The following is a 23,364-nucleotide window of genomic DNA, read 5'->3' as shown; positions in this document are numbered from 1 at the left end:
CTCTTTTTCGCCTCTTACTCTTTACTGTTGGCAAGCCACGTGCGCCACCCGCCAAACTCCGTGATGTCCCGCGCATTCTGCAATCCATACTCTTCGCAGATAAACCCGGTGACCCAGCGCCCATCCTCCAGCTCGATTTTGCCTAACCCCAGAGGGGCAGGAATACCGGCCAGAAACGATCCGACTTCGCTGTGCGGCATGTCCCACACTTCAACCGCGATAGCGGCCCCCTGCTCCCGGATACGCACCATGCCAGGCCGCTTACCATCCGCCAGCGCATACAGCTGGTAATGTGGCGCACTGCGTGTAGCTTTCAGCAAGGTTGCGCCACGCTGACGCAGCTGATAATTCAGTGCCAGTCCATCAAGATGCGCGCCGCAAACCACAATGGCCATTTTGTCGTGGGTTGCACAGGTTGCCGGGGCTTCAGTGCGCATTTCACGCCCGCCAGGCAAGGCCAACGGCTGAGTGCGTTGTAAGGCATCGGCAAGGCTCAGTAAATACTGATCTGTAAAGGCGCGGCCAAACAGCGTCACGCCGGAAGGCAGTCCATTCGCCATAACACCCGCCGGGACCGCAACCGCCGCGTAGTCGAGCAGGTTCATAAAGTTGGTGTATACCCCAAGGTCGGAGTTGCGTTTCACCGGCTCTTCTGCCAGCTCCGCCAGGGTCACAGGCCGTGGATAGGTTGGGGTTAACACACATGACACCCCGGCCAGAATGGCATCACACTGCATTTTGTAATGCTGCAATTTGTACTGGGCATCAAACGCCGCCACCGCATCCGTTGACGGTGCCTTTTGCAGGACATCGCGGATCACCGGCAGCACGGCATCCGGTTGATCCTCAATCAGTTTACCCGCCACGTGGTAACGCTCTGCCACCCACGGGCCGTCGTATAGCAGCTTTGCCGCGGCCAGGAACGGCGAGAAATCGATGGTTTCCGGCACGCCGCCGAGTGCCATCAGGCGCGTTTTGGCGGCATTAAATAGCGCTTCACTTTCCGCACATCCCAGGAATTCCAGGGTGTCGGGGATGCCAAAGCGGAATCCCGGTTCTGGCGCGCCAAAGGCCTGAATACCATTCCAGGATGGGTTAGCGCGGCTGTACGCATCACGTGGGTCTTGCACCGCCGTCAGCGCCAGCAAGCGGCTGGCTTCTGCGGCGGTAGCGGTAAAGAAGGTTACGCAGTCCAGGGTGCGACAGGCTGGCACCACGCCAGCCGTTGAAATTAACCCTTTGGTGGCTTTCAGCCCCACCAGGTTATTCAGCGAGGCCGGAACGCGGCCGCTGCCCGCGGTGTCCGTGCCAAGGGCGAAACTCGTTATTCCCAGTGCCACCGCCAGGGATGATCCGGCGCTGGAGCCACCCGACGGATAATCCGCATGAACGCTGTTGCGGCACAAGCCATACGGCGAACGGGTGCCGTTTAACCCGGTGGCAAACTGATCAAGATTGGTCTTTCCGAGCGGTACGGCACCTAACGCAATCAGCTGCGCGACAATGGTCGCATCGTCTTTCGCCTGATAGGCAAACGCCGGGCAGGCAGCGGTGGTGTCAATCCCCGCCAGATCGATGTTGTCCTTGATAGCAAAGGGAATGCCGTAGAGCGGTAACGACGCAGGATCAGCCTCTTCCAGTGCGGCGAGGTACGGCTCCAGCTCGGCTGACGTCAGGACATAAATAAAGGCGTTAAACTCCGGGTTTAACGCAAGCGCACGTTCACGCAGTGTGGTGATGACTTCTCGCGGCGTGTAACGCCCTTCGCTGTAGACCTGAGCCAGAAAATCAAGACGTAAATCAAACGGATGCATCATGCTGTTTTCTCCAGAACGACCACACACTGCCCCGCGCGAACCGATGATCCCGGCTGCACGCGCACCTGGCTGACCACACCGTCCCGCGTGGCGAGCAGCGGGATCTCCATTTTCATGGATTCAAGCACCACCAGAACATCGCCTTCCCGCACCGGCTTGCCGACTTCAACGTTCACCTGCCACAGGTTGCCCGACACCGGGCTATCAACCCCTTCCTGCCCGGGTTTGAGCGGCGCATCGTCCCCCTCATCCACCAGCACATCACTGCTGTCGAAATGGGCCTGACCATTGGCAATCCAGCGTTCACGCTCGGCGTCAAACGCCCCCTGCTGATGGGTGCGAAACGCGGCAATTTCTTCGGCTTCATCAGTAAGGAACTGCTGATATTCCGCCAGCTTCAGGGTGGTGTGCTCGATACGCAGCGGGTAACGTCCCAGCGGGAAATCGCGCCGGATGGTCAGTAGCTCGTCGGCAGAAACAGGATAGAAACGGATCTGGTCGAAGAAGCGCAGCAGCCAGGGCTTACCGCCGAAGTCTTCAACCGCGTGATAGCGATTCCACATCTGCAACGTGCGCCCGACGAACTGATACCCGCCAGGCCCTTCCATCCCGTAAACGCACAGATATGCCCCGCCGATACCCACCGAGTTTTCCGCCGTCCAGGTGCGCGCCGGGTTGTACTTGGTGGTCACCAGCCGATGACGCGGGTCGAGCGGCGTGGCCACCGGTGCGCCGAGGTAAACATCCCCCAGCCCCATCACCAGATAGCTGGCATCAAACACCGTTTTGTAGACCTGATCGATATTCGCCAGGTCGTTAATACGGCGAATAAACTCCAGGTTGCTCGGGCACCACGGCGCATCACGACGCACGGTGGTCATATATTTATCGATAGCCTTCTGGCAGGCAGGATCGTCCCATGACAGCGGCAGCCAGACGGTACGCGAAGGCACATCCAGATCCTCGCGCTCGCAGACGCTTTGCCACAAACCAGCAACCACATCCAGCAGGCTCGCCAGGCTCAAAGCCTCTGGCTGATAGTGAACCTGCAACGAACGAATACCCGGCGTCAGATCGATAACCCCATTAAGTTCATGACTCTCCAGGGCCTGCATCAGCGCATGAGCGCGAAAACGCAGCACCAGATCCAGCTCCGGCTCGCCAATCTCCAGCAACAGGTGTGTATCACCAGAAAGCCTGGCAACAAGGCGTTTATCCGCATGGCCCTGTTCCAGAACAATGGGTGACGCAAGTTCTGCGGGTTGCCACACCACATCCTGCGGATGGAGGCTGTTTATTTGCGCCTCCTGCGCCTGCGCCAGCTGCCGCGCAGTGGTAATATCCACCGGCACAAAGCGCACTTTATCCCCTGCTTTCAACTGCCCGACGGCATGTAGATCGGCTTCAATGATAGTGACCGGGCACACAAATCCGCCCAGGCTTGGGCCATCCGGGCCGAGGATCACCGGCATGTCGCCCGTAAAATCGACCGCGCCAATGGCGTAGGGGTTATCGTGAATGTTCGACGGATGCAGCCCCGCTTCGCCGCCGCTTTCTCGCACCCATTCCGGTTTCGGTCCAATCAGGCGCACCCCGGTACGGCTGGAGTTGAAATGCACTTCCCACTCGGTCGCGAAAAAGGTCGCCACATAAGCCGGGGTAAAATATTCCGGTGCGCCGTGCGGCCCGTAAATCACCCGCAGTTCACGCACGGCCGCAAACGTGGTGCGCAGCGCCTGGGGTAAAACGGCCTCACTGCCCGCAGTGGCAAGCGGCGTAAGGTGCAGTACATCCCCGGTTCGCAGCGCGCGCCCGGCGTGCCCGCCAAACTGGCCCAGAGTGAAGGTACTTTTGCTGCCCAGATAATCCGGCACGTTAAACCCGCCGCGCAGGCACAGATAACTGCGCACGCCGTCACCACGAATATCGCCCATGCGTAGCGTCATCCCGGCACGCACCGTAAAGACACTGTTGTTTTCCAGCGGCTCACCGTCCAGCGTCAGGTCTATTTCTGCCCCGGTGACGACCAGCTGCGCGTCACAGTTGAATTTCAGCGTAGGGCCGCTGAGGGTGATTTCCAGCGCGGCAGCGCGATCATCATTCCCTAGCAGACGGTTGCCCAGACGCAGGGCGCGGCTGTCCATTGGCCCGGAGGGCGGCACGCCCACGGCCCAGTACCCCACACGCCCGGGATAATCCTGAACGGTGGTTTGTGTCCCGGCGCTAAGGACTTCCAGGGTGGACGCCTGATAGGTCAGCCCTTCCAGGCAACGCGTCCAGGGTTCGCCGCAGGCAAACGGCGTGAAGGTCAAAATCTGTCGCAGGTAGCTGCGGTTCGTCTCCACGCCGTAGAGCCGCGTTTCACCAAGTGCTGCGTGCAGCGCGCGAATGGCCTCATCTCTTGTCGGCTCCCATGCGATAATCTTTGCCAGCATCGGGTCAAAAAACGGCGGCACCTCACAACCGGATTCCACCCAACGGTCGATACGCAACGTGGTGCGGTTATCTTTCGGAAAAACCACTTCGGTCAGCAGGCCCGGCGAAGGCTGAAACTGACGGCCGGGGTCTTCCGCATACACACGCGCCTGAATGGCGTGCCCGCTGGCGGTAAGGCTTTCGCGCAGCGCGGCCAGAGGTGGCAAATCCCCGGCGGCAAGGGTAATCATCCAGCGCACCAGGTCGACACCCCAGACCTGCTCGGTCACGCCGTGCTCCACCTGCAAACGGGTATTCACTTCGAGGAAATAAAAGCGTGCGGCATCGCTGTCGTAGACGAACTCAACCGTGCCTGCACTGCGATAATTCACCGCTTTGCCAAGCTTTATGGCCGCCTCACATAATGCGCTTTCCATGCCCGCAGGCAGGTTTGGTGCGGGGGTTTCTTCCAGCACTTTCTGGTTACGGCGCTGCACCGAACAGTCCCGCACACCGAGGGCAATCACCTCGCCCTTGCCGTCACCAAACAGCTGCACTTCAAGATGGCGTGCCCGCTCGATGTACTTCTCAATAAACACGCCCGCATCGCTGAAGTTGTTTTTACCCAGGCGCACCACGGCATCAAACGCCTCGCTGAGTTCGGCGGCGGAATAGCACACACGCATCCCGATACCACCGCCACCGGCTGTGCTTTTCAGCATTACCGGGTATCCCACGCTTTCAGCAGCCTGGAGCGCCTCGCCGACATCCGCCAGCAGCTCTGTGCCCTCCAGCATCGGTACGCCATGCGCTTTTGCCAGCGCACGGGCGGTGTGTTTCAGGCCAAACAGACGAAGCTGTTCCGGCGTGGGGCCCACAAAGGCGATCCCTGCGGCTTCACAGGCTTCGGCAAAGGCGGCATTTTCCGAGAGAAAACCGTAGCCCGGATGAATAGCCTGTGCGCCGCTGGCTTTCGCCGCCGCGATGATTTTATCGGTGACCAGGTAAGTATTCGCGGCCGGGCCCTCGCCCAGGCTCAGAGCTTCATCGGCTTCACGAATGTGCAAACTGCTGATATCGGCTTCAGAATAAACGGCCACGCCGCTCACGCTCATGGTGCGCAGCGTACGAAGAATGCGGCAGGCAATGGCCCCGCGGTTAGCGATCAAGAGTTTAGTAAACATAGTTAAGACTCAATCGGGGCGGGTCGTCCCGCCGAAAATCGGCTCGCCGCATGGTCGTCCATGGGGAAAAAGCAATTACGGCAGGATGCGTCCGGCACGTACTTCAAACAGGCGATAAATCATCTTTCGCAGGCGCTGCCAGCGCCCTGGTGTCAGTTCCATACCAGCACCTCGGCAGGCGTCGGGTTCCAGCCGTTGCAGGGGTTGTTGAGCTGCGGACAGTTGGAAATCAGCACAATGACGTTGCACTCCGCGCGCAGCTCAACGTATTTCCCCGGCGCGGAAATGCCGTCTTCGAAGGTTAATCCGCCCTGCGGGGTAACCGGCACGTTCATAAAGAAGTTGATGTTGGCGCCAATATCGCGCTTTTGCAGGCGGCCATCATGCAGGCAGGCGCACAGGAAATTGTCGCGGCAGCTGTGCATATGGCGCTTGTCGAGGGAGTAACGCACGGTGTTACTTTCCTGAGCGCAGGCGCCTCCGAGGGTGTCGTGACGTCCGCAGGTATCGGCAACGATGGTCAGCAGCGGGTTACCGAGGTTGGAGTACAGCACGCTGCCGGTGGTGAGATAGGCATTATTCTGGCGGCGCAGCGTGCGCTGGGCATCGTAGCGTTCGCGCGGGCTGTCGGCGTTGTAAAACAGCGTGTCGACGGCCTGGTTACCTTCCAGATCGAGCAGGCGCAGGGTCTGCCCTTTTTTCACTTCGAACAGGTAAGGTTCGCCCGCCGGGATCACATGGCGGAAGCTGGCGTGTTGGGCGTTTTTTTCGCTGGCAACGGTCATTTGCGGCTCCTTACAGGGCAAAAAGTTGAGTGTTGGTGAAGGCGCGGTCATTTTCCGGGCGCGTAAGCAGCGCGTGAATGGCCGCCTCCTCGTCCTGCGCCTGTCGCCAGCTCAGCGCAACCGGGCGCGGTGCATACTCGGTGGAAGGATCCATCGGATGCTGTAACGCCGTCATCACCACCAGCACGTCCATCGGCGCGAACAGTTCGACATAACTGCCGGGCTGCGAATGGCCGCTGTGGAAGCTGAACTGGCCGTTGTTGTCCACTGACACCTTGCTGAAGAAGTTCACCACCATCAGCAGGTCTTCCAGGTTGAGATCCCACTTGCCCATCTCTACCAGCAGGTTGTCCGTGCCGTTACGGAAGAAGCCGTTACGTAATTCCTGATAACGTCCCTGACCATATTTTTCCGCCACTTCAGCCGCGTTGAGCACGCCGCCAAACGGATCATGCCAGCCGCAGGTATCGGCGGTGATCCCCGCCAGCACACGCCCCATATCGGAATAGAAGCAGTGTCCCGCCGTCAGGCGCGCGGTGTGCTGGCCTTTCAGGGTGTCAGGCAGGTTCAGGCGTTCACTTTTTTGGTGGGCGTTGAGCATCATCAGGCTGACGTTTGCCCCACCGTCGATGTCTGTCATGCGCAGGATCTGTCCGCGTTTGAGGATAAAAGAGAGATGGCCGCCACCGGGCAGGATCTCTTCGCGTAATGTTGTTGTATTCACAGGATTAACCCCTTAATGCGTAAACGTTATCTTGTGCAGTACCGCTCAGCGCGGAAAGGCGCGTCTCGTTGAGCGGGATGTCGTAAGTAATGCGCGCGCCGTAGGCGTTAGGTGCCTGTGGGTCAAGGCGCACTTTGTCGAACACCAGCAAACGGGTGCCAAGGTTGAAGCCTTCAGAAAGATCGTGCGTGACCATAAAGACCGTCATGCGGGTTTCCCCCCACAGTTGCAGCAGCAAGGCGTGCATGTCTTTACGAATTCCCGGGTCAAGCGCGCCGAAAGGTTCATCAAGCAACAACACGCGTGGCTGCATAATGAAGGCCTGGGCAATGGCCAGACGCTGCTGCATCCCGCCGGAGAGCTGCGCGGGATATTTGTGCAACGCGTGGCCAAGACCCACTTTTTCCAGCATCTGTGTTGCCCGTTCCCGCGCCGCGCGCTTTTTCGCGCCAAACAGCCGTCCGAACAGCGGTGATTGCGGCAGTTCAAGACCGATGGCAACGTTATCCAGTACGCTGAGGTGCGGAAAAACGGAGTAATGCTGAAACACCACGCCACGGCTGCTGTCCGGCTCGGCGGTCAGCACGTTGCCGTCCAGCGTGATGGAGCCCCGGCTTGGGGATTCCTGGCCCAGCAACAGGCGTAAGAATGTCGATTTACCGCAGCCGGACGCCCCCACCATCGAGCAGAACTCCCCCTCTTTCACCGTTAAATTCAGGTTCTCCAGCACCACGTGGTCGCCGTACTCCTGCCAGATATTGTTGATGGTGATAAAACTCATGCTTTTCCTCCTTCCGCCCACGGGAAACAGGTCTTGTGAAGCTTGCGCAGCGCCAGATCCATCAGCCATGCCAGCAGCGTGATCCACAGGACATAAGGGATGATGACGTCCATGGCCATATAGCGGCGCACGAGGAAAATACGGTAGCCAAGCCCGGCGGTTGACGAGATTGCCTCCGCCGAAATCAGGAACAGCCACGCCGAGCCCAGCAGCAGACGCAGCGAGGTCAAGAGGCGGGACAGCAGCTGCGGCAGCACCACCCGCAGCACCAGCGTCCAGCTGTTTGCCCCCAGCGTCTGGGCTTTGATCAGGATCTCCGGCGGGATTTCACAGGCGCGATGTTCAAGGTCACGAGCCAGCATCGGGGTGATGCCGATAACAATCAGCATCACTTTTGATAGCTCGTCCAGCCCGAAAACGATAAACAGCACCGGTAAAATCGCCAGCGGTGGGATCATCGACAACACCGTCATCAGCGGTGACAGCGAGGCCCGCCACAGCGGGAATACGCCGGAGGTGATGCCAATGCACAGGCCAATCAGCGACGCGATCGCCAGCCCTGTCAGCAGACGGGCCAGGCTCACCAGGGTATCCACCCAGAACAGGTACTCGCCGCTGCGTTTATCCGGGCTAAACGCCATCCGTGAAAGTGCATCCAGCATCTGTTGCAGGCCGGGCAAAAGTTTGTCCTGCGGGTTGGCTTCCAGCCGTACTGCGGAGCCAAAAAAGTAGGCGGCCAGCAGCAGGACGAAAGGCAACATCACAAGCATCAGCCTCATGCCCGAGGTGGGATGGCGGTTAATTTGTCGCATGGCGAACTCCGTCAGTTATCACAGCTTGCCGGCAGCGGCCATTTTCACGAAGCTGTCGTCAAAGCGCAGTTTCACGTTATTCGCATCACCCTGAATGACATTGCCCGGGAAACTCATGCCGATAAAATCAGCACTCTGCGCCCCATCGCCCAACAGCCCTTTCTCGAAGGAGAATGACGCCACGCGCTGCATGGTTTTCGCCAGGTCTGGCGAGGTGACAAAGGCGATGTTGTCCTGCGGGGTGTAGAACAGGTGCGTCGTTTTCAGCTGCGCCTGATAACCCGCCAGATCGGTGCCTGAGGCAGCGGCCATCGCGTTCAGGGCGTTTGCGTCCTGCGCTTTCATCAGCCCCATCATTTCGTACCATGCGCCGGTCAATGCTTTGCCCAGCGACGGGTTGTCTTTCAGGGTTTCACTGTTGACGACCATCATGTCGATGAGCTCGCCCGGTACCTGAGAGGAGCTAAAGACTTCAGTGGTTTTCGGTGTGGCTTTGATAACGGAAAGCTGCGGGTTCCAGGCCACGGCGGCCTGCACGCTTGCCGTGCCAAACGCCGAGACGATATCCGCATCAGAGGTATTCACCACGGTGACGTCTTTCTCGGCCAGCCCGGCTTTTTCCAGGCCGCGCACCAGCAGGTAGTGGGAAACGGACAGCTCCGGCAGGTAGACCTTCATCCCTTTCAGGTCCTTGAGGGTTTTGCCCTCACCTTTCATCACTACGCCGTCGTTGCCTTCCGAGTAGCTGCCGAGGATCAACGCAGTGGTATCGACCCCGCCCGCCGCCGGGATGGTCAGCGCGTCCATGTTGGTCATGGTGCAGCCGTCGAACTGGCCTGCGGTGTACTGGTTGATGGATTCGATATAGTCGTTGAGTTGTACGACATTGATTTTGATGCCGTATTTACTGGCCCATTTATCGATGATTTTGCTACTGCTGATGGTGCCCCAGGGCATCCAGCCGGCGTAGATGGTCCAGCAGACGTTGAATTCTTTTTTAACAGCAGCAAACGTGGGGAGACTGACCAGCATCGCCAGCGACAGTACAAGAGAGCGGAGTAATGGCGTTTTCTTCATTCTTGACCTCTGAGTGGCACAAAATTAGGGGGCAGCGCGACACCGTTGGTGCTGCTGTCTCCCGGGTTTTTGTCCCGCCGTGTAACCTCTCAGAGGTCGCCAGCTCTTGGACCAGCCATTCACCGAAGTGAACCGGAACCCTAGCCAGCTATTGTTCAAATTGTGTGGTGCTGCCCTTCAGTGAAAGAGATTGCAAAGGCTATGCCAGAATTTTTTATGTTTTTTATTAATCACTTAGAAATTAATACGGGTTGAGTTTCACTGTTTTGGGGAGGCGCGCGCAGGTGGTGCACTGTGGTGGGGCGTTGAGGCAGTTCTGGTTTCGGGGAGAGATTTCTCGCCAGCATCTCACCCCAGCGCTTCAAGATTCAACTTAACAGCCTTTAACATCCTTTTGCGGATCCAGCCGCTTCCCGCCCGTATTGCGAGCCAGTAGGCAGCCATTTTTAGCTGAGTCGCTCTGTCAGGACAATAGATGAAGGTTTCTGTACTGAGTTCATGCTGGTCTGTCGTCAGTTCCGATGCCTGATAGCGCAGTAAAAGCTTTGCGCTACCCGGCGCGATCGGCGCCTGAAAAGCGCGGGCATCCGGCACATCTTCCAGACCGAAATCCGCACGCCAGAACTGCCCTCTTAAGCCATAGCAGAGCTCAGTTGCAGAACTTTTCAACAGGGTAAAACTGTGCAACCCAAAGTCACTGGTCGCACGAGCTTGCTGGTTAGGCATAAATTTCTGCGGAATTTTCCGCAACGACATTAATCGCCGGATAACGGCGTCTTGCTGGACGTCAAATTGTGCAATTAACGGCAGAATAATTTCAGGACTCGTAGTGTGTATGATGGTGCGATGTTTTTCATGGAACTGAAACTGGGGTAAGAAGACCGGCGCATCCTGCCATTCAGCAAGCGCTTTGCGGGTAATGAATCCTGGGTTTAGCATTTGTCTTCCTGGTCATCCTTTCAACCCAGCCAGATTAACAGATACACCACCCCACGCAATTACCAGGAAAATGGAGTACTGGGGAATGCATCAATTGAATATTTGCAGTTTTACAATTCCAGTTTCGCGCGTCGCACACCGTTGATCAGCCCCCCAGCCAATCAAGATGAAGTACGTCTTTATCAAGCCAACCTTTGTAGGCGTATCATTGTATGTTTTGCCGGGAAATCGACAATATTAAGAACAGCGCAGACATTAGCCATTCTCTGACATTCACTAAGCCACATTTCAAACGTCATACCAGAAGGGAGATAAAACATAGAACGTAAATCCACTTCATCTGGATTTGGACGGCCTATAATTGTGATATGATTAGCATAATCATGAAGATGTAAACCCGCTTTGTTTAGAAAGTACTGCCGCCCATTATCGAAGGTAAAAACAGTACTATTGAAAAGTTGCGTGACTATTAATTTGTGATGACGGAATTCAGTTGTTTTTATCATTTACGGTATAACTCATTCCCTTATGAATAATGATATAATCAAGATTATCACAAGCAACTGCCATTGAATTTAAATACTTTTTGACCTCAGTAACGTGATTACACACTTTTCCACTGCTGAGTATAATTCCTTGCACCCGATTCATTTGCTCCTGGAGCTCTGGTGTAATGAACCGGGTAGCATTGCTACTACCCGCCACCAGTACTAATAACAGTACAAGATATTTCATCTACCACATCACAGATATATTATTTATACAGATCATTGAATACCCGACATACCAAACTACAGAATTAGCTTTGGCATTTGTTGTACTTTATGCCCTCTAACTCGTTCAGGCGTAATTGTGCCCTTTCACGGGCAGAATCTTTAGCCATGCCATTTCCGATCCCAAAGTCCCCCAAAAAGCCAAATACAGTACGTGCATCAAATTCACCTATCCGCTCAATCTCGCCCTGTTGAGCGTGTACCTTTGCGATTTCAGTCTTCACGTCCTGGCAAGTGAATAAAGCGTTTTCCTCACCGGTGACGGCGGCAGCCTGTGGGTACTGCTTAGTTGCACAACCACTCGTTGCCATCGCCAGTACTGCCAATGTGATAATTTTTTTCATTTAAATAGGCATCTCATTACTAAGTGGAAATAAAGTTCTGAAGAATAATAAACCGTACTTTTCTCTTGTAGATAACGGCCAGGCCTATGCCATAAAACAAGAATTACGTTTATGCCCCTATCCCAATAAAAGAATAACCTGATTTTTACCTTAGAATACTAATGGTGATAACAATACTGAAGGAGGCAATATGTTGTTTAAGACCGATAACATTATTAAGAGATCATGACCACATGCCTAAAGAGCCGCCGCCATTATTAACGCCCCCGTTAGTTTGATAATAATAGCCCGCGAAATTCTGTAACAGAAGTAATATTTATTGATACAACATTAGCACCACTAATTAAACCCAGGTATTACAAGGGTATCTCTCCCTGTCTTGTTACTTTGTGACTACCTTACGGAATTCATCAAAATTATCATTTACCGTTTCAGCTTTATACCGTTCAAAGTACTGTAACGCGGGACGGTGCTGATCCCGACCGTCCGCCAGATAGAACGACTCGCCCTTGTACGCTGCGTTAAAGCAGGTATGGCAGGCCCCTAACCCGGGTTTGGTTCACCCTCACCGGCTGAGTCACCCTCACTCACACTCTCTTTGCTTTGGATGAACCGAAGTGCCAGATAGAGGTCTGGCGCCAGAATCATGTCATCATCGTTCATTGTTGGCCGACTTTCTTTAAACCAACGTGTTAATTCTGTTTTCCTGCCCGCAAGGATTAACGTGATCTGTCGGCCTTTCAGATCGCGCTTTAATTCATTTATGGTGGCCAGGACGCTTATATCTGAATAGGTGAAGCAAGCAACGGCATCAATGACCACCCATTTAGTTTGTAATGTTGTACCATCAACTAAGTTTAATACCCGACGTTTAAAATAAGCCGCGTTAAAATAAGTCAACGGGGAGTTAAATCGATACATCAGAACACCAGGGACCATTTTAATATCGGTTGTATTACCTAAGGAGTGAATCATTCCATTTTCGTCGGTTCCCAGTAAATGTTCAGAGGGACGAAAGACGGTACGCAGGAACTGTAACAGACCAAGCAACACCGCGAGCCCGATCCCCTGGATAACGCCGATAATTAAAACACAGCCAAACGTGAAGAAGGCAAGGCGAAATGCCTGTTTATTTCTTCGTCTCAGATTCCATAGCCCGCGTAAATCAATCAATGACCAGGATGCATACATTAAAACAATGCCTAATGCAGAGACTGGAATAAACTGTAATGGCTGAGTGAAAAAAACGATCACGATACCGATGAGTAAGGCTGCGACAATGGAAACCAGCTGGCTTTTTCCCCCTGTTGAATCATTAACTGCGGTTCGGGAATCGGCGCCACTGATAGCAAAACCCTGAGATAATCCAGACATCAGATTCGCAATACCCAGAGCCCTGAACTCCGCATCAGCATTAATGTCATAGCCGTTTTTCGCGGCGAAACTGCGAGCGGTCAGCATCAGACTGACAAAACTGACCAACGCCAGGTTCAGCGCAGGGATCACTAAATCACGCATCGGGCCTGGCTGGAATGTCGCCCAGTTAACGACGGGTAAACCCGGCTGAAAACCGTCTCCTCCAATAGTGGCAATCCCATAATTTTGTGCATGGGTTCCCCATACCAGTGCCGTTGTTATCACAATGGCAATTAGCGGTGCAGGCCAGTGGCCGCGATACGTTTTGATAACCATTAAAATAGCTAACGTTAAAAGTGATAGCCCAAAGGTTAATAAATGGCTGTCCGCAATTCGACCTGGCAAGGCCATTATTTTCTCAATAACCTGCGCCTCATTAAGCGAGATCCCCAAGACCTTGCCTAATTGCCCGACAATAATCGTCACGGCGACACCATTAAGCAAACCCGTAAGAATGGGATGAGAAAGCAAGTCGGCAAGCGCACCGAGGCGAAATTTACTGGCAAGCAGGCACCATCCGCCCATCATCAATGTCATGATGATCGTCAGTTGCCAGTGCAGTTCGGGATTTCCTGCTGATAGGGGAAACACGACGGCCGCAATCACCGCGCAGGTTGTTGCATCAGGGCCAACAATGAGCTGACGTGAAGAACCAAACAGTGCATAAGCTATCATCGGTAAAACGCAGGAATAAAGCCCTACGATGGCCCCAACCCCCGCCAATTCAGCGTAAGCAATAGCAACGGGTAGTGCGACAGCCGCAACAGATAACCCGGCTTTAACATCATGTTTTAGCCAGCTTTTATCGTAGGCTAATAAATTCTGCAAACCAGGCATGTAATTTAATAATAATTTCCCGAACACGTTATTCTCCGGATGTTGTTCTTACCCACGCGATGTTGGCACACTTCTGAGTGAGGTTCTGGTTTTCAAATGCTTCCGGAATGCGAAAGTCGCTGCTCAGGCCATAATGACACTGCAACCAACTTATTATTCTGACTGGTGTTAAACATAGTTCAAAAACCACTACTTAGCTGGAGTGGACTTTTTGGTAGTTGTCAGCGGGGAGGTATTTCAGCAGAATGAAATCGCCTTTAATACTGACCACGAGTTGTACACAAAAGTAAGGATGCAGGAGATCGCGCTATGCGTACTCATCAACTGAACAAGCCCCGCAAACTGTATCGCCGCGAGAACACGACGACGCGGCACCATTCTTCTAATCCGGGTGCGGAGTATCGCTGGGAGCGCAATCGTAAAAAGGTCAGTGATGAACTGCTGGCAACGCGCGAGACAATGCACAGCGAGCAAAAGCGTGGCCGGGACTACACGCCTTTGTTTTACTTTCTGATCAAACAGATTGGTCAGCCGTGGGATGACATATTTAGCGAAGTATGTGGACGCCTTGATACCACAGAGCCCGTATTCTGGCTGGTGGCACTACATGAACATCAGCAACAGGATTTAGTCCGCATTGGTGAAAGCAGTTTTTATCCGGGTCTGTTTGTTGATGAGAATGGAATTCTGCAACAGGTAAACCCGTCAATTAGCGGGAAGGACGTTGTGGTGACTTGCCGCTGTTGCACACACACTTATATGGGTGAACCTGTACCCTCGATGGATTGAGTCACGACCCCTGTTCTGCCAGGAGCGTGCGTCATCAACCCTGAGAGCGGCACTCATAGCGCACCTTCAGGCCAGTTAACTTGTCCGCTTCGTGCCAGAAGCAGACATTGATGATCCCCATGATGTCATCGTCTCGATCAGTTTCTGCGATGAGGTTTAAATCCCTTTTGTAGAGTTGCAACTGGGCAACGTCCTTATATGCAAGCCCAGTGTCGGATGCACAGAGAAGAACATTTAGCTAACTTAAGTAAGAAATCCCCGGTGACTCAAACAAAAGTTTCATTGCGTTATTTTCATGACGATGTATTCAATATCGTCTCTGGAAGGTGGTGAGTGATCCACTGAGCAGTGAATACTGTACCCCTCTAGTAGAGCATCCAGCCCATCGGAAGTGCGCTTGTCAAAAAATACCAGTAACTTTTCTCTTACCTGTTCCAGCCAGTTCAGTAATATCCTTCCCGGATCACCACCTCGTCCAGAAAACGCATACAGTTCATAGCAAAGCAAAAGATTGCGCCGAGAAGCCCATCCTTCGCCGCAAATATGATCCACAACCGCTTTTACGGCGTCTTCACGACTTGTACAACGGTCCATTTTTTCGGCAAAACAAGCAAACATCTCATCGGCAAATTTGGCGAAGGATTCGCAAAGAAATGTTGTTCGATCTGTGAAGTGATAGGTCATAGATCCCAGAGGAACATCTGCTGCTGAGGCAACTCTTCGCAATGATGTTTCAGCAACTCCGTATTCGGCAATAACATCCAGTGCAATATCAAGAATTCTCTCACGTCTGTCTGGATCAAAGCGCCGCGGCGCGCGTTTCGTCTTCATCTTTATTCCTCAAAAGCAATGCAATACATATTGCTATGTACAGATGTACATAGCAATATGTACAAACGTACACATCGTTGTGTACAATCGTACGTATCGGCAAATCATCAGACATGGAGTACACATGAAAGAGCTGTATCGAATCCGAAGAGGCCTGTTTTGTTGTTTTCTGATCCTCGGATTTTCTATGGCGTCATGGATTGTAAGAACGCCCTCAATTCGTGATGTGCTTAATGCATCAACCGGGGAAATGGGCCTGATCCTCTTTGGTTTTTCAGTGGGTTCAATGACCGGCATTCTTATGGCGGGAAATGTCGCCTGGCGCATGGGAACACCCAAAACGATATTGTCAGGTCTTCTACTCGCCCTTGCGGGCCTGGCTGTTTTGGCGGGAGGAACGGTTCAGCTTTCGTCCTGGATTGCTGGATGCGGACTTGGCATGGTGGGGTTTGGCATGGCTATGTCTGAGGTAGCAGTGAATATCCAGGGAGTACAGGTTGAAAGAGGCCTGAAAAAACCAGTACTGCCCTCACTACATGGATGTTACAGCCTGGGCACGGCAGCCGGGGCCGTGTGCGGACTTGGTCTCGTTGGCTGGCAGATACCCGTTGGCTGGCACATGCTGGTGACCAGTATTATCCTTCTGCCCGCAGTATTTTACGTCTACGCTTCGGTACAAATATCTGCAGGCTCCCTTGACGACTCCAGCACTAAACGTATCAGCGTCGTGTCACTCATACGTTCCGATCCACGAATTCTGCTGGCTGGACTTATTGTGCTTTCAGTGGCACTGGCTGAAGGTGCAGCTAATGACTGGCTTCCATTACTGATCGTGGACACACATTCAGTCCCTGAGCAGATGGGTTCTCTAATTTTTGTTGCCTTCGCCTTAACAATGACTATTGGACGTTTCTCCGGTACCGCAATTCTGGACCGTTATGGACCTGCTATCGTCATTCGTACATGCGGCATCATCGGTGCTTTGGGGATTCTGGGTGTTATTTTTTCTCCTAACCTTTGGATTGCTGGCGTGGCTGTTGTTTTTTGGGCAATGGGGGCTGCACTGGGTTTCCCCGTAGCTATGTCAGCCGGAGCGGCAAGCGGCAATTATCCTGCAATGAGAGTCAGTATTCTCGCCACCGTAGGGTATACCGCATTTCTTGTTGGCCCTCCTCTACTGGGATTCATTGGTGAGCATGCTGGTTTGAGAATGTCCATGGTCCTGGTTGTAAGTATGCTGATTTTCCCGATCATGTTTGCAAGAGTTCTACATAAGCCTGTTGAACCAATTATCAATAATTAATTATCTGTACATACCCCCCGATATTTGTGTGAGGACGCATAATGAGTGTGAAAGTAATTGCTGTAGATATGGACGGGACTTTTCTTGATCACAACAGCGAATATGACCGAGTTCGCTTTAAGAAACAGTACAATGAACTAAAGAAACGTGGTATTCGGTTTGTTGTGGCTAGTGGTAATCAGTATTATCAACTTGCTTCTTTTTTTCCGGATATATGCGACGAAATTTCATTTGTAGCAGAGAATGGTGCATTTGTACTCGAAGCAGGTGAGAAAATATTTAATGGGGAACTAGATGCCAAAAGCGTAAAAAAAATAAATGGCATACTGGAGAACTATGGTGGTATTGATTTCGTTGTCTGCGGGTTGCGAAGTGCGTGGGTAAAAAGAGGAGCATCGGAGGAATTCCTTGAGATAATGAGAAAGTATTATCATTGTCTTCAGATCGTAGATGATTATGATGAAATAGACGATGTTATTTTCAAATATGCACTTAGCCTTGATGATGAGGCTATTCCAGCGCTTTTCAGGAGTCTGGTTGCTCAGCTAGGTGGGACTATGACACCCGTCACCAGTGGACATGGTTTCATGGATTTGATTATTCCAGGCACTCACAAGGCGAGTGGCATTCAGCGACTTCTGAACAAGTGGAAAGTGCACCATGATGAGGTTGCTGCTTTTGGCGATAGTGGAAACGATATTGAAATGCTGGCAATGACGAAATATTCATTTGCGATGGAAAATGCAACAAATGCAGTTAAAAATGTTTCTGCATATATAATCCCTCCCAACACGCAAAATGGCGTCCTTAAGATTATCGATGATATTCTGGAGGGTAATAAGCCATTCTGATTTTCAACTCCCTCGATTGATATATCAAACCCGGTTAAAGAGAATTTCTTTTTCCGGGGTTTAACAAATGCTATGTCAAACGTGATTTGCATACATAAACCTGAAAATAAGAAAGCGGTACCTGGCGCATTATCGATATAGATTGTCGTTACATCGATTGGATGACAACCTGTTTAACAGCAATATAGATATTTCTAATCTGATTTGAGACATATCTAATGACGACTTCTTTTGATCAAGGCAAAACAAAAGACAGTATCCAGCATTCCTCCTCCGAAATGACTGTATTGGGTGAAAATAATTCACTGTTGTCCAGAGCAAAACTGTCGACCCGACTTGCATTCTTCATGGGAGGATTTGGTATAGCATGCTGGGCTCCCATGGTTCCTTTCGCCCAACAACGACTCCAGGCTGATTCTTCTTTGCTGGGAAGCATACTTCTTTGTCTCGGACTTGGTGCGTTACTTGGCATGCCAGCATGTGGTGGGCTGGTCGCAAGAAAAGGCCCCAGGATTGCAGTCATCTCAGGGGCTGCTGGGCTGATCATCGCCTTGCCACTACTCGCTAGTGTGACGAGCCCCTTGTTAATGGCTCTAAGTTTGTTGCTTCTTGGGGCATCCGTTGGTGCTGTGGATGTTGCAGCGAATATCCATGGTACCGAAGTGCAGAATGCAGCAGGAACTCCCCTGATGTCTGGGTTTCATGGCCTTTACAGTATTGGTGGACTGTGCGGAGCCAGTGGGATGACCCTGGCAATTGCAGCAGGCCTGAGTGTCACCATGGCCGCATGTGTTGCTTCTGGTTTGATCTTTATTGCAGTCATCATTGCAGCATCCAGATTTCTTACTATCAATATGGACGTTCATCACCCTGTTATTGTTATTCCACGAGGCATTGTCATCGTGATTGGTTTCCTCTTGTTCACCATTTTTATGGCTGAGGGTGCAATATTGGACTGGGGGGGGATCCTTCTGACCCAGATTAAAGGTGTTGATGTTTCCATTTCTGGCTCTGGCTTTAACAATCAGCAGGCTTGTCGGGGATGCCATGGTTTCCCGCTTTAACAGTCGTACTGTGCTTATTGCAGGTATATCTCTGACAGCGACGGGGATAGTCATTGCGACAATTGGAACACACTTTGTTGCTGTTTTCGGGGGGATTGCAATAGCTGGTCTTGCTGCAGGAAATGTCGTTCCGATCCTCCTGACACTCTCAGGACAGCAAAAAACTATGCCAGCAACAATTGCCATTGCCGCTACCAGTACACTTGGCTACATGGGGATCCTCATAGGTCCAGCGCTGATTGGCTACATTTCACATTATACTGGACTGGAACTCTGCCTTATTCTTCTTGGCGTCCTTACTTTTTCCACTATTTTTATGGTCACTCCTGTGTATGCCAGTTTGAGTAAGAAGTGATGGGATTAACTCCATATTTCTATGTTCATCAATACAGATGGTTAAACTCTGGTTTTTGACTGTTAACTAAATTTTTCTGAATCGCCTTATTTTGAATATTTTATTTCCAACTTTAGAAGGGTAAAGCGATGGTGGATTTTTTCAGACCAATTGATTATGAGGTGGATAATTATTCCCCTGTTGTTGGTCGGGTTGATTTTTCAGAGCCGGAGTTGGTTCCTGAGCATTGTCACGAAAGACATCAACTTAGCTACGCCATATCTGGTGTCTTACATATTACGACGCATGCTGGCGAATGGGTATTGCCACCCAGCCGTGCGTTGTGGATTAAAGCAGGAACACCGCATTCATCAGAGGTTAAAAGACAAGCACAAATCAGGACTCTCTATATTGATTCTACTGTTTATCCTTCTCCCGGAGAAAATGAATGTCTGGCACTTGAAGTGACACCATTGGTTCGCGAACTTATACTGGCCTGTGCTGCGCTTCCCTGGAAAAGACCAACGGATTCCGCGGAAAACCGGCTTGGGCAATGCCTTGTCGACCAATTGCAGGTTCTTAGTTCTGCTCCTGTAAATATCCCAATGCCCTCAGATATGCGGGCACTACGGGTTGTGAAAATTTTGCAGCAAGATCCCGGCAATAAGCAAACTCTCAGAGAACTGGCGCTTCATGCTGGAGCCAGCTCACGTACTATTGAGCGGATTTTTAACACCCAGACAATGATGAGTTTCAGGTCGTGGCGTACGCGCAATCGCCTGATATGCGCGGTTGAGAGACTGGCATATGGTGAAAGCGTCGCTAATGTTGCGCTAGATGTTGGTTATGAATCGGCCTCCAGCTTCGTTTACGCATTCCGTTGCCTTTTTGGAACAACACCCTCGAAGTATTTTCAGATTTCACAATCTGCATGACTTTTATCGTAAACAATTAATTCAAAAGATAATGCTTCGTAGAATGAATGTCCGCTCTTCGCTCAAAGCGGACGTTCATCTGATTCTGTCCGCTCTGTGCCATGAGCAGACAGGGATGCGTAGCACCATGGATTACACGTCGCGGGATTTCTCTAATCTGATATCCGTGCCATCGATGTTCTTTTTTTTAACCCAGCCGAGTTGCATATAGAATTGCGCCGCACGACTATTTTTATCCGTTTCCAGCCAGGCCGTTTCATGGTGTTTAAATAATTCATGCTCGGCTAGCTCGACAAGGCGACGGCCAATACCCCTGCCCTGATATTCCGGCAAAACAAACGCCGCAAATAGACAGCCTTCATCCGGCAAAATCATCGAGAAGCCAATGACGTTGTCGTTTAGGATGGCAACCCATGCACATTGGCTCTGCTCAATCATATCGGCAACGGCGCTTTCGGTAATTCCTATCAGTCGCATTTCTTCACGGCTCAAATGATTCTCGGTAACCGACGTTCTGACGTCGAAAATACTATTAACATCAGAAGGTTGAGCTGTTCTTATAAAGATTGTCATAGGGCTTAATCCATACAGGGCAAAGATACATATTGAGAATATGCTCGCAACCTCCTTATTCAGGAGGCGGTATCAGGCATGATTTTTCTCCACCAGTCTGGTTTCATATCCTGAAACGAGTGGGACTGGGGCGAAAATATAAGGCATTCGTTGTGATCAAAAACACCGCTGAGTAAAGCCGTCATCGGAGCGTCATCGATAGCACCCATTGAGCTACCACAGCGGGGGCAGAACGCTCTGGATGACGTCTCAGATGAGCGATACAGAGAAGGTATGCCCCCTTCACCAGTCCACTCAACATCCGCCGAGTGGAATTCAAGCCATACCGCGGTCTGACAACCAGAATGTTTCTGGCATATATCGCAGGAGCAGGAATGAGTGGAAACAGGGTTAATTGCTGTGAATCGGATCAATCCACATAAGCATCCGCCTGACAATTTTATATCCATATGAGTTGATACCTTATCAACGCTCAGAGAATGACACCGATAGCATCTTCCTCTTCGAACCCGGAACGGTCCGCGTTTACCCGCGAAGCCATGGGGTTATTGTAAGCCCTGTAAGCAACCCTTCAGGGCTAAGCAGACGCGTAACGGTTTGCCCCCAGGGCTCAGTGCGATTAGCCACCAGCAGGCGGTACCCCTTCTCACTCAGGATACGGGTAGCAGCATCGAGATCCTGAACCTCATATTCAATCCATCCCTGCGGTATGGGGTATTCGGTTGTCCATTGCTCCGTGCCAAAACATGAATTTGCGGCCTGTGGTAACGGCCAGACAGCAAAATGCTTAACGCCCTTCAGCCTGTTTTCCGATAGCAGATAATCGCAGTTACCCTCCATTGGCTTAAGCGGCAAACCGAGTACCTGTACATAAAACTCGGAACTGTCTTCAGCGTTCTGCGAGATGGGCCCAAACCCAGCGACAAACAAGACGTCAATTTCCGGTAAATTCTGCGACATACCTGCTTCCTTGATTCTCTGAAATTGAATCCTGAATGTATCCTACGGCTCACGGAATCACCACGCCCAATATTGGCATTTGAGTGCCCTGTAAGCGGCAACAATAACGTTCGCTTCTCGCTCTCAGCGGAACTTCCGCTCAGGTAGTTCGTCCGTACCTTGTGAGAAGCGGGCATTAATAGCTCATGAATCACCGCGAGTAAGCCTGCATTGAAATAGAAACGCCTGATGACATTCCACCAGGCGTTATTCCACGTCAAAAATACCCTTTGAGCCTATACGTCGCAGTATCTATATCTGGTTATTTCGGGTTTCTTCTTTGGCTTCCACCTCACGATACCAACGCGGGTGATGTTTCTTCGCCCAACGACGACTCACCTTACCTTCAATCATTCCTTTAATTGACCCTTTCACCCAGAAAGCCATATAGATGTGAATGAGGATGGCGTGGATCAATACAATCGCCGCCGTCGCATGCACGAGTAAGCTCCAGCGGATGAGTTTTATCGGGAAATAGTGAGCAAAGTACGGACGCCAGATAATAAAACCGGTCACCAGCAGGACAAATATCATGCTCATGATGCTCCAGAACATCATCTTCTGGCCGGCGTTATATTTGCCGACATCCGCCACCTTATGTTCGTTGCCCTTCAGAACTTCCACAATACCTTTAATCCAGGGGAGATCCTGTTTATCGGGAATATTGTGATGCACAAAACGGGCAAACATAAACATCAGCACGAAAAAGATCACCACCCCAAAGAAAGGATGCAGAATGCGCCCCATCTGCGGTGTACCAAAGGTTTCCGTCAGCCACTGTAATGTCGGGAAGAAAAGCGCAATGCCGGATAATGACACCAGGAAGAAGAAAATCACTACCGTCCAGTGACAGGCGCGATCGATAAATTTCGTGCGCAAGATCATCTTACTTTTACTCATGATCGTTCTCCTCTTCCTCGTCATCGCTCTCCTTGTTTGGCCCTATTCCCACATAGTGGTAAATCAGCCCGGCAAAGGTAGCAATAAACCCGGCAGCAGACAGCGGCTTGAGGATGCCTTTCCACAGGTTAACGGGCAGATCGATTTTAGGGTCGTTCGGCAGATTGTGGTAAAGCGCCGGTCTGTCGGCGTGATGCAGGACGTACATCACATGCGTTCCGCCCACGCCCTCCGGGTTGTAGAGCCCGGCATTACTGTAACCCCGCGTTTTTAGCTCCGTTACGCGCGTTCTGGCGACTTCCAGCATCTCTGCTTTGGTACCAAAGTGAATCGCCCCGGTCGGACAGGTTTTCACACAGGCAGGTTCCTGCCCCACGCTGATACGATCAACGCACAGGGTGCATTTGTAAACGCGGTTATCGTCCGGGTTCAGGCGTGGAATATTGAACGGGCACCCGGCAATACAGTATCCGCAGCCAATGCAGTGCTCAGACTGGAAATCGACAATCCCATTGGCATACTGAATAATCGCTCCGGCGGACGGACAGGCTTTCAGACAACCCGGATCGGCGCAGTGCATACAGCCATCTTTGCGAATGAGCCACTCCAGCTTGCCATTGCTGGCGGTTTCGCTAAAGCGCATCACCGTCCAGGATTTGGCGCTGAGATCGGTTGGGTTGTCATAGACACCGACACATTCACCCACGTTATCGCGAATGTCATTCCATTCGGCGCAGGCCACCTGACACCCTTTACAACCGATGCAGGTCGAGACGTCGATAAGTTTCGCCACCTCCTGCTTGTAGTTACGCGCCTGCGGTGGCGGAGTCAGATCGTTGGTGGCGGAACGTTTGATAATATCCTGTGATTCCATTGACATA

Annotated in this window: 23 protein-coding genes and 1 riboswitch; of the genes, 6 read left to right on the top strand and 17 right to left on the bottom strand. The window is 52.0% G+C overall.

Features of this window, described 5'->3' with window-relative positions; genetic code table 11:
• Positions 1–14 precede the first annotated feature (14 nt).
• The 11 genes from atzF to M987_RS15925 form a co-directional block, all read right to left on the bottom strand.
• Entirely contained in the window at positions 15–1,817 is a 1,803-nt protein-coding gene (gene atzF / locus M987_RS15975; protein ID WP_014070140.1) for an allophanate hydrolase, read from the bottom strand.
• Positions 1,814–5,416 carry an urea carboxylase gene (gene uca / locus M987_RS15970; protein WP_014070139.1) on the bottom strand — a complete coding sequence of 1,201 codons (3,603 nt, stop codon included), beginning with the start codon at positions 5,414–5,416 and terminating at the stop codon, positions 1,814–1,816. Before uca ends, atzF begins: the two co-directional genes overlap by 4 nt.
• Before the next feature lie 152 nt (positions 5,417–5,568).
• Positions 5,569–6,201: an urea amidolyase associated protein UAAP2 gene (locus tag M987_RS15965; protein WP_014070138.1), complete on the bottom strand. Its 633-nt coding sequence runs from the start codon at positions 6,199–6,201 to the stop codon at positions 5,569–5,571.
• A 10-nt stretch (positions 6,202–6,211) separates the two neighbouring features.
• Positions 6,212–6,925, bottom strand: coding sequence for an urea amidolyase associated protein UAAP1 (locus M987_RS15960; protein WP_014070137.1), 714 nt, complete (start codon positions 6,923–6,925; stop codon positions 6,212–6,214).
• 4 nt (positions 6,926–6,929) lie between these two features.
• Positions 6,930–7,706: an ABC transporter ATP-binding protein gene (locus M987_RS15955; RefSeq protein WP_014070136.1), complete on the bottom strand. Its 777-nt coding sequence runs from the start codon at positions 7,704–7,706 to the stop codon at positions 6,930–6,932.
• The gene (locus tag M987_RS15950) at positions 7,703–8,518 is read right to left on the bottom strand and encodes an ABC transporter permease (protein WP_014070135.1); all 816 of its coding nucleotides are present in this window, start codon (positions 8,516–8,518) and stop codon (positions 7,703–7,705) included. The genes M987_RS15955 and M987_RS15950 overlap by 4 nt, the downstream gene beginning before the upstream one ends.
• An 18-nt stretch (positions 8,519–8,536) precedes the next feature.
• The gene (locus tag M987_RS15945; protein WP_014070134.1) at positions 8,537–9,595 is read right to left on the bottom strand and encodes a putative urea ABC transporter substrate-binding protein; all 1,059 of its coding nucleotides are present in this window, start codon (positions 9,593–9,595) and stop codon (positions 8,537–8,539) included.
• Positions 9,596–9,651: 56 nt separating this feature from the next.
• Positions 9,652–9,750, bottom strand: a riboswitch (guanidine-I (ykkC/yxkD leader).
• A 193-nt stretch (positions 9,751–9,943) separates the two neighbouring features.
• Positions 9,944–10,534 carry a hypothetical protein gene (locus M987_RS15940; RefSeq protein WP_014070133.1) on the bottom strand — a complete coding sequence of 197 codons (591 nt, stop codon included), beginning with the start codon at positions 10,532–10,534 and terminating at the stop codon, positions 9,944–9,946.
• Positions 10,535–11,023: 489 nt separating this feature from the next.
• Complete coding sequence (locus tag M987_RS24855; RefSeq protein ID WP_014070132.1) at positions 11,024–11,269, bottom strand: hypothetical protein; 246 nt, start codon at positions 11,267–11,269, stop codon at positions 11,024–11,026.
• A 64-nt stretch (positions 11,270–11,333) separates the two neighbouring features.
• Positions 11,334–11,651, bottom strand: coding sequence for a hypothetical protein (locus M987_RS15930; protein ID WP_014070131.1), 318 nt, complete (start codon positions 11,649–11,651; stop codon positions 11,334–11,336).
• Positions 11,652–12,194: 543 nt separating this feature from the next.
• The gene (locus M987_RS15925; RefSeq protein ID WP_014070130.1) at positions 12,195–13,931 is read right to left on the bottom strand and encodes a SulP family inorganic anion transporter; all 1,737 of its coding nucleotides are present in this window, start codon (positions 13,929–13,931) and stop codon (positions 12,195–12,197) included.
• A gap of 282 nt (positions 13,932–14,213) precedes the next feature.
• Here M987_RS15925 and M987_RS15920 point away from each other — a divergent pair, with 282 nt between their 5' ends.
• Complete coding sequence (locus M987_RS15920; protein ID WP_014070129.1) at positions 14,214–14,693, top strand: hypothetical protein; 480 nt, start codon at positions 14,214–14,216, stop codon at positions 14,691–14,693.
• Positions 14,694–14,972: 279 nt separating this feature from the next.
• On the opposite strand, the gene M987_RS15915 is transcribed toward M987_RS15920, so the two are convergent.
• Positions 14,973–15,524: a TetR/AcrR family transcriptional regulator gene (locus M987_RS15915; protein WP_014070128.1), complete on the bottom strand. Its 552-nt coding sequence runs from the start codon at positions 15,522–15,524 to the stop codon at positions 14,973–14,975.
• A gap of 124 nt (positions 15,525–15,648) precedes the next feature.
• Between M987_RS15915 and M987_RS15910 the strand changes: the two genes are divergently transcribed.
• The 5 genes from M987_RS15910 to M987_RS24070 all read left to right on the top strand — a co-directional run bounded on the left by M987_RS15910 (position 15,649) and on the right by M987_RS24070 (position 20,011).
• Positions 15,649–16,827 (top strand): MFS transporter, encoded by a 1,179-nt coding sequence (locus tag M987_RS15910; protein WP_014070127.1) that lies wholly within the window; start codon positions 15,649–15,651, stop codon positions 16,825–16,827.
• A gap of 41 nt (positions 16,828–16,868) precedes the next feature.
• Positions 16,869–17,678, top strand: coding sequence for a Cof-type HAD-IIB family hydrolase (locus M987_RS15905; RefSeq protein WP_014070126.1), 810 nt, complete (start codon positions 16,869–16,871; stop codon positions 17,676–17,678).
• Positions 17,679–17,896: 218 nt separating this feature from the next.
• A complete protein-coding gene (locus M987_RS24515) occupies positions 17,897–18,742 on the top strand; it encodes an MFS transporter (RefSeq protein WP_049796675.1) in 846 nt (281 codons plus the stop codon).
• Entirely contained in the window at positions 18,726–19,097 is a 372-nt protein-coding gene (locus M987_RS24510) for an MFS transporter (RefSeq protein WP_049796674.1), read from the top strand. Before M987_RS24515 ends, M987_RS24510 begins: the two co-directional genes overlap by 17 nt.
• 128 nt (positions 19,098–19,225) lie before the next feature.
• Positions 19,226–20,011, top strand: a complete 786-nt coding sequence (locus tag M987_RS24070) for an AraC family transcriptional regulator (protein WP_014070125.1) — start codon at positions 19,226–19,228, stop codon at positions 20,009–20,011.
• 132 nt (positions 20,012–20,143) lie between these two features.
• On the opposite strand, the gene M987_RS15890 is transcribed toward M987_RS24070, so the two are convergent.
• The 5 genes from M987_RS15890 to fdxH form a co-directional block, all read right to left on the bottom strand.
• Positions 20,144–20,584, bottom strand: a complete 441-nt coding sequence (locus M987_RS15890) for a GNAT family N-acetyltransferase (RefSeq protein WP_014070124.1) — start codon at positions 20,582–20,584, stop codon at positions 20,144–20,146.
• A 59-nt stretch (positions 20,585–20,643) separates the two neighbouring features.
• Complete coding sequence (locus M987_RS24065; protein ID WP_014070123.1) at positions 20,644–21,033, bottom strand: GFA family protein; 390 nt, start codon at positions 21,031–21,033, stop codon at positions 20,644–20,646.
• A 76-nt stretch (positions 21,034–21,109) separates the two neighbouring features.
• Positions 21,110–21,544, bottom strand: coding sequence for a VOC family protein (locus tag M987_RS15885; protein ID WP_014070122.1), 435 nt, complete (start codon positions 21,542–21,544; stop codon positions 21,110–21,112).
• 291 nt (positions 21,545–21,835) lie between these two features.
• Positions 21,836–22,483: a formate dehydrogenase-N subunit gamma gene (gene fdnI / locus M987_RS15880; protein ID WP_014070121.1), complete on the bottom strand. Its 648-nt coding sequence runs from the start codon at positions 22,481–22,483 to the stop codon at positions 21,836–21,838.
• A complete protein-coding gene (gene fdxH, locus M987_RS15875) occupies positions 22,476–23,363 on the bottom strand; it encodes a formate dehydrogenase subunit beta (RefSeq protein WP_014070120.1) in 888 nt (295 codons plus the stop codon). The genes fdnI and fdxH overlap by 8 nt, the downstream gene beginning before the upstream one ends.
• Between the last annotated feature and the right edge of the window lies 1 nt (position 23,364).

The organism is Enterobacter soli ATCC BAA-2102, assembly GCF_001654845.1.
Taxonomy (GTDB): domain Bacteria; phylum Pseudomonadota; class Gammaproteobacteria; order Enterobacterales; family Enterobacteriaceae; genus Enterobacter; species Enterobacter soli.
Note: the sequence above shows the minus strand (reverse complement) of the source record. Positions and strands in the feature narration are given on the sequence as shown.